General features: G+C 47.8%; 9 protein-coding genes. 1 reads left to right on the top strand and 8 read right to left on the bottom strand.

The window, feature by feature from the left end; all coding sequences use genetic code 11:
* The 7 genes from VIM87_RS25910 to VIM87_RS25880 all read right to left on the bottom strand — a co-directional run.
* Window positions 1-2,148, bottom strand: a 2,148-nt coding sequence (locus tag VIM87_RS25910; RefSeq protein WP_331999797.1) for a SusC/RagA family TonB-linked outer membrane protein, incomplete at its 3' end; no start/stop codon positions are given.
* A 101-nt stretch (window positions 2,149-2,249) separates the two neighbouring features.
* On the bottom strand, window positions 2,250-3,236 hold the full coding sequence (locus VIM87_RS25905; protein ID WP_331999796.1) for a FecR family protein: 987 nt from the start codon (window positions 3,234-3,236) through the stop codon (window positions 2,250-2,252).
* Window positions 3,237-3,337: 101 nt separating this feature from the next.
* On the bottom strand, window positions 3,338-3,898 hold the full coding sequence (locus tag VIM87_RS25900) for an RNA polymerase sigma-70 factor (RefSeq protein ID WP_331999795.1): 561 nt from the start codon (window positions 3,896-3,898) through the stop codon (window positions 3,338-3,340).
* A gap of 96 nt (window positions 3,899-3,994) precedes the next feature.
* The gene (locus VIM87_RS25895) at window positions 3,995-5,218 is read right to left on the bottom strand and encodes a serine hydrolase domain-containing protein (RefSeq protein WP_331999794.1); all 1,224 of its coding nucleotides are present in this window, start codon (window positions 5,216-5,218) and stop codon (window positions 3,995-3,997) included.
* A gap of 121 nt (window positions 5,219-5,339) precedes the next feature.
* Window positions 5,340-5,918, bottom strand: coding sequence for a helix-turn-helix domain-containing protein (locus VIM87_RS25890; RefSeq protein WP_331999793.1), 579 nt, complete (start codon window positions 5,916-5,918; stop codon window positions 5,340-5,342).
* A 20-nt stretch (window positions 5,919-5,938) separates the two neighbouring features.
* Window positions 5,939-6,676 carry a hypothetical protein gene (locus tag VIM87_RS25885; RefSeq protein WP_331999792.1) on the bottom strand — a complete coding sequence of 246 codons (738 nt, stop codon included), beginning with the start codon at window positions 6,674-6,676 and terminating at the stop codon, window positions 5,939-5,941.
* Window positions 6,677-6,809: 133 nt separating this feature from the next.
* Window positions 6,810-7,562 (bottom strand): glucose 1-dehydrogenase, encoded by a 753-nt coding sequence (locus tag VIM87_RS25880; protein WP_331999791.1) that lies wholly within the window; start codon window positions 7,560-7,562, stop codon window positions 6,810-6,812.
* Window positions 7,563-7,689: 127 nt separating this feature from the next.
* On the opposite strand from VIM87_RS25880, the gene VIM87_RS25875 reads away from it, so the two are divergent.
* Entirely contained in the window at window positions 7,690-8,064 is a 375-nt protein-coding gene (locus VIM87_RS25875) for a helix-turn-helix domain-containing protein (protein WP_331999790.1), read from the top strand.
* A 10-nt stretch (window positions 8,065-8,074) separates the two neighbouring features.
* Here the strand turns inward: VIM87_RS25875 and VIM87_RS25870 are convergent.
* A partial coding sequence (locus VIM87_RS25870; RefSeq protein WP_414649669.1) for an acyltransferase family protein occupies window positions 8,075-8,791 on the bottom strand: 717 nt, incomplete at its 5' end.

Genomic DNA, 8,791 nt, shown 5'->3' with positions numbered 1-8,791 from the left:
ATGATCTGCTATAAAATTCTCTTCTGATATCACCCATCCTGCGGAGAAGGCCGGGAAATAACCCCAGCGTTTGCCGGGAGCAAAGTAGTAGTGGCCATCATACCGGCCGGCTGCTTCAAAAAGATATTTATGATCGTAGATATAGCCTACGCGGTATACAAACCCCAGCTGGCTGCCGGTAATGGTGGAGCCATTGTTGTCAAAATCATTCTTGTTGGAGCTGCCCATACCCAGCTCGTCGATGTTTACCGCAAAATTATTGCGCCGGGCAGAGAAGCCGGTAGAGTCATTCTTACGGGCTTCCGCTACCAGCAGTCCGGTGAAATCATGTTTACCAAAAGTGTTATGATAGTTGAGGAATCCCTGGTAGGTAAAGTACTGGTTCTTTGAATACTCCTGGTTCAGCCAGGTGTATGGAGCAGCGCTTCCTTCCGAAGTGGAGATCTGTTTCGTATAGCTGTAAGGGTTGGTTGATGTATTCTGTGAATAAAAGTAAAACGGCGTATGCCATCCTTTAACGGTAAATTCATTAGGGTCATAGCTGAAGGTTCCTTTTATGCTAAGCCCTTTAATGAAAGGCAGCTGTTGCTCCACGGCAAGGGTGCTAAGCAGGGATGTGGCATTGCGGTGGGAATAGCCTGCTTTCAGGATCCCTACCGGCGAGTTGCCTGCAAACTCGCCCCAGAGGCCATTACTATAATAAAGGTTGGTAATGGGTATCAGCTTGTACGCGCTGCGGAACAGCTGGCCCGGCGTGGTGGCGGCATCTACGCTGTTGGTGTTCTCAATGGCGCCGATGAGCGACAGCGATACCGTGGTGGTAGGCGTGGCGCTTATTTCCATGTTTACGTTATAATCATAACGTTTGTAATTGATCGGGTCAAACATACCATCCTGCTTAAGGAAACCAAGACCGGCATAATACCGCACTACTTTGGTGCCGCCGCTTAGCTGCATATTGTAGTTTTGAATGGGCGCGTGCATGCGTACCAGGTCTTTGGTATTGCTGATGGGGTATTTATCGGGATCCTTCGCGTTCAGATCTGCATACGTGTTAATGAGATCATCGCTGAAAGGCTGTTGTGTACCACCGGGATTTTCATTCATGTAGGCTTCATTACGCAGGCGCATATAATCCTGCGCGTTCAGCATCTTAGGATAATAGGTAGGCGTTTGAAAGCCGTAATACGCATTCAATGCCAACGTTGGCATTCCTGAGCTGCCGCGTTTGGTCGTGATGAGGATAACACCATTGGCGCCCCCTAATCCATAAGGTGCTACTGCGGCGGCATCTTTCAACACCGTAACAGATGCAATGGAGGCGGGCGAAATTTCGTTGATGTTATTACGGATGATCCCATCCACTACTATCAGCGGTGAGTTGTTGCCGGTGGTGGCAATACCCCTGATGTGTATATCGGGATTATCCCTGCCCGGCTGGCCGCCATTAGGGCGCATGCTGATGCCGGAAACATTACCTGCCAGTGAATTGGAGATGTTGGTTACCGGCGATTTTGCCAGCTCCTTTCCCTGCACGGCGGCTACCGACGCGGTAGAAGAGGTTTTCTTCTGCGTGCCGTAACCCACCACCACTACTTCATTCAGGCCGCTGGCGCTTTCTTTCAGGATAATGTTAACCGGATCTGCGGTGCTTACGATTTCGGTTTGTTCGTAGCCCACATAGCTGAATACCAGTGTAACGCCGGTAGCAGCCTGCAGCTCAAAATGGCCATTCTCATTGGTCATAGTACCAACATTGGTACCTTTTACTTTTACGGATACGCCAATGAGCGGATCGCCATGTTCGTTTTTTACGGTACCGCTTATTCTGGCGGCGCTTACATTGCCGGATCCGATCACAATAGCATTGTCATTCATTACAGTGTAACGGAGTGTGGTGCCGGTAAAGGTTTGGGTAAGCAGCTGTTCAACCGTGGCATTTTCTGCGTGGATAGACACCGGTGGTTTTTCCGGCAGAATGTCGTCGTTGTAGATAAGCCGGTAGCGGCTTTTTTGCTGAATGGCTTTCAGCACTGTTTTAATGCTGACCTTATCCAGGGAGATACTGATCTTTTCCTGGGTGGCAGAGGTAGCGTATGCGGGCATGATGCCGGTGAGCAGCAAAACCCATAGGAACGTTAATTTCATAACATGGAATGTAAGAGGGTGAAAAAAGTAAAGTGAGTGGATGTGTAATGCTTCTAGGTCATAGTATTTATTTTTGAAGATGAATAATGAATAATGCAATATCAGTTACGGATGCGTACCTCTTTCCCGTTGACCTGGAAATTAAAGGGACGTGCCAGCTGCAGCATGTTCAGCGCCTCATCAACTGATTCGGTATCAATGATGCCGGAAAACCGCAGCTGCTTCAGGCTGTCAGATTCAAAGTGAAAAGTAACGCCGTACCACTGGTTCATTTTTGCTGCCAGCTCGCCAAAGGTGTTATTGTCAAATACCAGCTTATTATTCAGCCAGGATATTTCAGGGAGCTGGCCACTACTATCCTTTTCCAGGTGCTTTTGCTGAAAAACGGCCACCGGGCGGGTGAGCGGCACTGTTAATTTTTCATCGGGCTGCAGCACCACGGTTTTTTCCCGGAACGATACGGCTATTTTTCCGCGGACCAGTGTAGTGAACACGGCGCTGTCGCCCGTATAGGCTTTCACGTTAAAAGCAGTGCCCAGCACACGGATGTTCACTTTCCCTGCATGGATAATAAAAGGAACACCCTCACTTTTTGCGATATCAAAAAAGGCTTCACCGCTGAGCGTAATTTCGCGGTGCTGTTTACCAAAGCCGTTCTTTTCATAATGTAGCTGCGTATTGCGATTGAGCAATACTACGGATCCGTCGGGAAGCACTACCCTGGATTTTCCACCCGGAGCAGAGCTGAGCTGCTGCAGTCCGGGTGCAGCCGGACGTGTAAATTTCCATCCCGTCCATATTACCCCTAATACAGCTGCCGCAGCTGCTGCTGCCACCAGCCTGCGTATAATAGTGCGGTGGCGGCGTGGTTCGAGCTGCGGGCTCACCGCATCCCAGATGCGTTCTTTACTATCATGAGCGTCGCTTACCTCCTGTATGGGCGTTTGCCAGATGCCGGCGGCAAGGTCGCGGGAAGCAGCTGCCTCCGGATCATCTTTCAGCAATGCTTCCAGCTCTGACAGCTCGGCGGGTGAAATATCGCCGCTGAGCTGTTTTCCGAGTAATATCCATATACGATCGTTGCTCATAATCTTGTTGAAAATGGTTGAATAAGTGCGCGCTCCGGGGTAAAAGACAACACGCAGGAGATAATACCCCCAAAGGGGCAGGAATTTTTTTTAAGGGAGGGTCACTGACCGCCGGGCAGTGGTGTGATCAGGAATGCTTTCATCCTGGTAAGCTTTTTCAGGGCGATGCCTACCTGGTTTTCAACGGTTTTTATGGAAACATTCAGCAGAACGGCTACCTCCCGGTATTTGAGCCCATCTTCCTTCACCAGTTTAAAGATCAGGCGGCACTGCGGGGGCAGCTCACTGATGGCCATATTAATATGGCGCACCATTTCATTGCTGATAAGCTGCGCTTCGGGGTTTATCTCATATTCCAGCGAATAGGCTTCATCGAGATGCAGCGTTTTTTTATGGGCGTATTTACGGAGGTAGTTAAGCGCAATATTACGGGTGGCGGCATAGAGGTACCATTTCAGGTTGCTTACCTGATGGAGGTCTTTCTTTTTTCTCCATACGGCAATGAACACGTCGGCTACTATTTCTTCCGCCATTTCCCTGTTATGAACGATGGCCAGGGCCAGCTGCAGCAGTGGAGCGCAGCAGCAATCGTATAATTCTTTAAATGCTTGTGTATCACCGCGGTATATTCTGCTTTGCAATTCGGGGATATCGTCGCGCATAGAAGTAAAAATACCTAATTTATGCAAAACTGCAAACGCGCAGAAATTAAGTGTCCCGGCGACAAAACTGCTGTTCCCCAGGGGCTTTTAACGGGTTTACCGCTGGCGCCAGGGGATATAATCTTCCCAGTACCAGGGTGTGTACACATCGCCAATGGACTCGCTGAGCAGGTCTTTGAAAATGCTTTCACCATTGTCTGAATTGGTAAGTATTACAACAGCTATCCTCTTATCAGGATAGGCAATAGCATAATGCCCCCAGCCTTCATCGTGCCCTTCCTTGAAATAGGCCCGGCCATAGGGCGACTGCAGCACTACGTATCCCAGGCCATACCCAAGCTGAATATTATCATTTAAGGTAGAATCTTTCCAGGAAAGGGGCCCGAATTGCTTGATCGACCGGATACGTATCTGGGTATGGGTCATTTCACGGAAGGCGTTCTTTGATAAGCGCTTACCATTGATCAACATGGTATAGAAGCGGTTGAAATCATCCATGGTGGTAGTGAGCGTGCCGGCCGCATTGGCAACTGTACGCCGGGGAAAGAAGGTGCTGTCGTTCCGGGTATCATGGCCCACTGCGTATCCTTTTTCATAGGCAGGCTGGTACACGTAGCTGGAACTGCTCATTCCGCAAGGTTCAAAAACATACTGCCTCGCCAGCGCCTCCAGGCTTTTCCCGGTAATTTCCTGGATAACCACCTGCAGCAGGTACAGTCCTTCCCCGGAATAGCTTACACGGCTGCCCGGCTCAAACTTGATCCGCAATTTTTTATCCGGCTCAAACCAGCGGAAATTCGGAAAGCCGGTGGTATGATCAAGGCACATGCGGGCGGTGATCTTTTTATACCGCTCGTCGCCTTCCAGGTCTTTGTAAGATGTAAGCTTACCGGGGAAAGTATAGCTCAACAGCGGCCGGGGCAAATAGTCCACCAACGGTTTATCCAACGCGATCTTTTTCTCGTCCACCAGCTGCATGACCAGGTACGCAAAAACCGCCTTGCTGAGCGACAGCCCGTATAAGGCCGTAGCGGGCGTCATAGGCTGCCGGGTAGCTGCCACGGCATAACCATAGGTTTTTGCAAATACGGGTTGATTATTATTGAACACGGTAATACACAATCCTGTTACCTTTGCTGCTTCCATCATTTTCTGCACCTGCTGATCCAGCTGCGCGGCCTCAATTGTGCTGCCATCGATCCGCCTGATCCTGCCCCCGGCAGAAGACTGGGCCCAACCTGCGCTAAGTGACAGGCTAAGTAAAAGGATCATTACCAGGTGTCTGCAATGATCTGTGATTTGTGTTTCCCGGACTTTCATTTATTTAGTTTTGTTCAGCAAAGATGTGGATGAAAGCCGGTCCGCACAACGACAGTAACCCGTCATTTACACGACATTTATATATAACCTGCAGTAAACCAGGGCACTGATCAAAAATTGATCAGCTGAGCTTTAGAAAGGGAATGGATAAGGGGTAATGGACCTGCTTTTTTTTAACAGCCTTTATGGTGTTCAACAGGCAAAAAATGCCCCAGGTCACATAGCCGGCTATCATCATCGGGAAGCCTACCGGGAAATAAAGCACCATAATAAAGATGCTTAGAGCAATAAAAATTGTAAGCGTTAGCTGAAAATTAATGACCTGGCGGCCCTGTATATTATAAAAGGGATGTTCATCCTTCTTCATCACCCACAGCACAAACGGGAGAATAATATTTGTAAACGGAAAAATAATACCGGCAAAGGGCATGATGTGATATAACGGCAGCAGCCGGGTTACATCTTTTGAGGGCTGCGCGGCAGCGGGTGTAAGCGGCTCATCCTGCAAGGTCAGGCTGCCTGTGGTTGTTTCCAACGCCCCGGCAAGCAGCTTTAATGTTTGCCCCCGGGGTGTTACAGCGCCGTTTTCAATGCGCTGGATGGTACGGGTGGTTACCCCGGAAGCTGCTGACAGCTGTTCCTGGGTCATTCCTTTTTCAAGGCGGTATTTGGCAAGTAAGCTTACCCGGCCTGTATTCATTGCTGAAAAATACAGAAATTTTATTTTCCGGTCTGATTAATGGCGTTTACAAGGCCGGCAGCTGTTTGCTCATCGAAAGAGGCATCATTGCTGTCGAGGAATGTTTTTGCGGCGGCTGAAGCAGCGGCATCCTTTTCTATGGCTGATAAGAAGCTTTTTCTTTTTAGGCTTACTTTAACGGGCATCCCATCTTTCAGGAGGAAGTAGGTATAATCTCTTTTATATTCGTCGTAGTTATGTCCCATTTGCGTTACGCCCTTATCTACAAAATTGGCGCGTTCAAATTTAACTTTTACGGCTTTCACTAATGAATATTTACCTGCTGCAAGCTGCTGCATAAATTGTAAACGGCCGTCTATATCTACATTCACAAAATGTGTTGCCACCTCATTTTTAACCAGGTGAAATGCTTGTATATAGCGGCTCTCGGGGGTATATGCCTTCCCCTCGGAAGCGGCGCGGATGATGAGGGCGTTTTTTTGCAGGTCCACATTCGCGTCATAAACCATGGAGTGTTTCACGGGTTTGTTTTCCATGGAGTCTATCCACAGGCGGCCCCAATCGTCGTACAGATAAGGGCTGCCAACCGTACTGCCTACGGGCCGGAAGCTGGTGGCCGTAAAATAATTATTGAGGCTCCTGTAATTGTCCAGGATATTTGCGATGTGCGTGGTTTGTATACGGCTCGCAGAGTCTTGTGCTGAAAGGGACAAAGTGGCTGTAAACAGCGCTAAAAGGGACAGGGCTACTTTTTTCATGACGGTTAATTGCTGTACTAATATAAGGATAATTTCCTTTAGACAGCGCCCAAAGCAATACCGGATTGCCTGTCAGCCAGGAAAGCCCCTTACGGGGCTATAATAAATAATTCAACGGCATTACGCTGGCATCCTATAACAGACCGCCGGCAACGGTGATCCGCTCACCGGTTACCCATCCCGCATCATCAGAAGCAAGAAAAACAGCCACTTTTGCAATATCTTCCGGCTGACCTGTACGGCCCAATGGCGTACTGGCAACCATTTGTTTCTCCAGGTCGCCGCCAATTATTCCGGCGCTATGCGTTCCTTCCGTTTCTGTAACACCTGGCGCAATAGTATTGATCCGTATTTTTCTTCCTCCCAGCTCTTTTGCCAACAGCTTCGTCATATTGTCAACGGCTGCTTTGGCTGCACAGTATACAACAAGACCGGGAATGGGATTCTGGCTTACCGTAGAACTGATATTGATAATGCTTCCACCATCATTACCGAACATTTCAACCGCATTTTGGGTAGATAATAAGTTGCCCAGCACATGCGTGTTATATTGTGTATGGAAGCTTTCCTCTGTAACTGCCTCTACCGGCTCAAATTTGAAAACACCGGCATTGTTGACCAAAATATCCAGCCGGCCAAAAGTGTTCCCTGTTTCTTCAAAAAGTTTTTTCACCTCTGCTGATTTTGTAACATCACCACGAACAGCAATAGCAACACCGCCATTTTTTGTGATCTCCTCTACAACTTTATCAGCACCTTCTTTACTGGATGCGTAATTGACAACTACTTTTGCTCCTGCAGCTGCAAATGCTTTTGCAATCCCCGCACCGATCCCTTTTGATGCACCGGTAACCACCGCTACCTTATCCTTTAATTTCAAGTCCATTGTTAATTGTTTTAATTGAATGCAAGACTAGCTCAATTTTGTACCTTTGGCAAGTATGTACTTTTTTGTATCTTATATACTAAAAAGTATGTATTGTTGATAAACAATTAGTTAGACAGGAAATAAAATGAAAAATAAGTCAAATTCCTCCGAGCCTGCACAATTGTGTGCCGTTGATTATGCCTTTAAACGCATTGGCGGAAAATACAAAGCGCGGATCCTGTGGTACCTGAATATGAAAACGGTGCTGCGCTACGGTGAGCTAAGCAGAACATTGCCTGATATTACAACCAAGATGCTTACCCAGACTTTAAGGGAGCTGGAGGACGATAAATTGATCATCCGGAAAATGTATCATGAAGTGCCGCCCAAAGTGGAATATTCGTTAAGCGAAACCGGCCTGGAACTGATCCCGTTCATTAAACATTTACACAACTGGGGCAGGAAGCAAATAGCAAAAGAGGCCCTGGCAGCCTGCCAGGCTGATTGCGGGATAGATTAGATCAATATCCTTATATTTTCAAAAACAATTTTTGCCTGTATAAGAAATATAACAATGCAAGTTGTAATAAGGTAACCGATAAAGCGGAAAAAACAGGCTGCCATATCATGGGCGCATACTGGATCAGCCCACCAAAAAGATAACCGGCGGTATGGGCAAAATCAATCATGCCTTCCGATGCCATGTAAATAACAATAGAGTTAACGCCGATAAGAATAAACGGGAAAGCCCATTTTTTAAATCCCATTACATCGATCACAAAATAGAAAACAGACAATAACAGGAGGCTCCATCCGCCCACATACAATACAAAAGAGCTTGTCCACAATCTTTTATTGATGGGAAAGTACCGGTCCCATAGTAAGCCTGTTAAAACCAGCACCACTCCTGCGCCAAACATAACAAGGGCTTTTTTATGCATATTGAATTTCCCGCTCTGCTGCTGTAAAAAACTGCCTGTAAATACGCCCAGCAAAGCAGTACCAATTGCAGGTATGGTAGACAGGATGCCCTCGGGGTCATGCACACCGTCATGCAGCCTGCCTGGCAACAGCAGCCTGTCAATATAAGATTCCAGGGATCCATCCATAGTAAGCACACCGGCGCCATAACCGGGCACCGGCACCCACATCATAAGCGCCCAGTAACCGAATAACAAAGCCAACAGCCATAATACCTGCGATTCAGGCTTGCAATTCAAATAAATAAGCCCTGCAAAGAACCATGC

The organism is Chitinophaga sp., from assembly GCF_036569125.1.
Taxonomy (GTDB): Bacteria; Bacteroidota; Bacteroidia; order Chitinophagales; family Chitinophagaceae; genus Chitinophaga.
This window is presented reverse-complemented; position numbering and strand designations above follow the sequence as displayed.

Coding starts and splice junctions, on each gene's coding strand:
- VIM87_RS25875 (WP_331999790.1), top strand. CDS start 7,690: ATGAAAAATAAGTCAAATTCCTCCGAGCCTGCACAATTGTGTGCCGTT.
- VIM87_RS25895 (WP_331999794.1), bottom strand. CDS start 5,218: ATGAAAGTCCGGGAAACACAAATCACAGATCATTGCAGACACCTGGTA.
- VIM87_RS25885 (WP_331999792.1), bottom strand. CDS start 6,676: ATGAAAAAAGTAGCCCTGTCCCTTTTAGCGCTGTTTACAGCCACTTTG.
- VIM87_RS25900 (WP_331999795.1), bottom strand. CDS start 3,898: ATGCGCGACGATATCCCCGAATTGCAAAGCAGAATATACCGCGGTGAT.
- VIM87_RS25890 (WP_331999793.1), bottom strand. CDS start 5,918: ATGAATACAGGCCGGGTAAGCTTACTTGCCAAATACCGCCTTGAAAAA.
- VIM87_RS25905 (WP_331999796.1), bottom strand. CDS start 3,236: ATGAGCAACGATCGTATATGGATATTACTCGGAAAACAGCTCAGCGGC.
- VIM87_RS25880 (WP_331999791.1), bottom strand. CDS start 7,562: ATGGACTTGAAATTAAAGGATAAGGTAGCGGTGGTTACCGGTGCATCA.